Origin of the sequence: Saccharopolyspora sp. (assembly GCF_017434145.1) — a bacterium.
In the GTDB taxonomy this organism is placed as follows: Bacteria; Actinomycetota; Actinomycetes; order Mycobacteriales; family Pseudonocardiaceae; genus Saccharopolyspora_C; species Saccharopolyspora_C galaxeae.
The window spans coordinates 1-1,620 of the sequence record NZ_JAFRFW010000204.1; the positions used below are offsets into that span (position 1 = coordinate 1).

General features: G+C 73.5%; 2 protein-coding genes. Both read right to left on the minus strand.

Annotated features, from left to right (window positions below; genetic code table 11):
- Positions 1-500, minus strand: a 500-nt coding sequence (locus IJH84_RS05655; protein WP_295141129.1) for a glutamine amidotransferase, incomplete at its 3' end; no start/stop codon positions are given.
- The coding region (locus IJH84_RS05660) for a MurT ligase domain-containing protein (protein WP_295141132.1) at positions 497-1,620 on the minus strand (1,124 nt) is incomplete at its 5' end. The genes IJH84_RS05655 and IJH84_RS05660, both read right to left, overlap by 4 nt.

A 1,620-nucleotide genomic window follows, 5' to 3' on the forward strand; every position in this document is an offset into this window, starting at 1 on the left:
GACACCCGGCCGAGCGGCCGGCCCGTCGCGCCGAGCCGGGTCCGGCCGAGGTGGTTCTCGAAGCCCGTCAGCATCCCCACTCCGGGCAGTGCGGCATCCGCGACGACCTCGCCGATCGCCCGCTCAGCACCCGGCTCGGTGACCGCGTCCACCAACCCCAGTCCCTCGTGGCGCACCCCGTCCCCGGTGGTGAAAGCGGTGCCCAGCAGTTGCAGGCCGCCGCAGATGCCCAGCACCGCAGCGCCGCGCGCAGCCGCCCGCTGCAACCCCGGTGAACGGGCCAACACGCGCATCGCCGCGGTCTGGGCGACGTCCTCTCCCCCGCCGAGCAGGTACACGTCGCAGGACTCCGGCACCGCGGCCGAGGACGACAGCACGGTGACCGACTCGCACGCGATGTCGCGCCAGCGCAGCCGCTGCTCCAAGACCAGCATGTTCCCGCGGTCCCCGTAGGTGCCCAGCAGGTCCGGCAGCAGCAGCGCGATCCGCACGGCGCTCATCGCGGCACGCTCCGGACCAGCAGGTCCCGGAACGCCGTGTAGTTGGCGATCACGTCGGGCTCCTCCCCCGCGTTCGGCAGTGCGTCGCGGACCGTGGGCACGACCTCGCAGCCCACGTCCGCGTAGCGCAGCCGCACCGCCAGGTCCAGACCGCGCTCACCGGTGACGGTGACCGCGCGGCCGCGCAACGACTCGAAGTCCACGTCCCACAGCCAGGACACGTCGTGGCCGTCGGGCTCCCTGCTGTTCACCGCCAGCACCAGGTGCCGGTCGTGCGCGGCGACGAGGTCCAGCATTTCCAGCCAGCTCGCCGGGTTCTTCGCGAGCAGCAACCGCACGGCCCACCCGTCCAGCCGAACCGCGGAGTAGCGGCCGCTGGCGTGGCGCATCGCGGAGATCCGGCGCAGCACCGCGTCCGCGTCGCAGCCGAGTTCGGTGGCCGCGGCCACCGCGAACGCGGCGTTGATGCGGTTGACCTGGCCCGGCAACTGAACGGCGAGCCGGCGGTCCAGCCCGTCCGGGCCGGTGAGCCCAGCACCGGTGACGGTCCAATCAGCCGGTGGGCGGGCCAGCCCGCACCCGCAACGCCACTCCCCCTCGACGTCGTCCAGGAAGGAACCGCAGCGCGGGCAGTTGAGCGCGTCCCTGGTCCAGCGCGCACCACCGGAAACCCAGGTCACCGCGGGGTGATCGGCGGCGACGGACACGACGTTCGGATCGTCGCGGTTGGCCACGACGCGGGTCTGCGGCGCGCGCGCCAGCGCCCGGCGCAAGCTCTGCTGCACGGTGCGGACCTCGCCGACCCGGTCGAGCTGGTCGCGGCTGAGGTTCAGCAGCACCACCACGGCCGGGGTGAACTCCGTGACGACCCGGTCCAGGTGCAGCTCATCGACCTCCAACGCCGCGAACGGCGCGGACAGGTCGGTCATCAGCGCCGCGACGTGCCCGTCGAGCATGTTCGCGCCGGTGACGTTGCTGGTGGCAGCGCCGCGGCTGCGCAGCGCCTCGGCAACCAGCGCGGTCGTGGTGGTCTGTCCGTGGGTGCCGGTGATCAGCACGATCCGGCGGCCGGTGGCGAGGGTGCCCAGCAGGCCCGGCTGCAGGCTCTGCGCCAACCTGC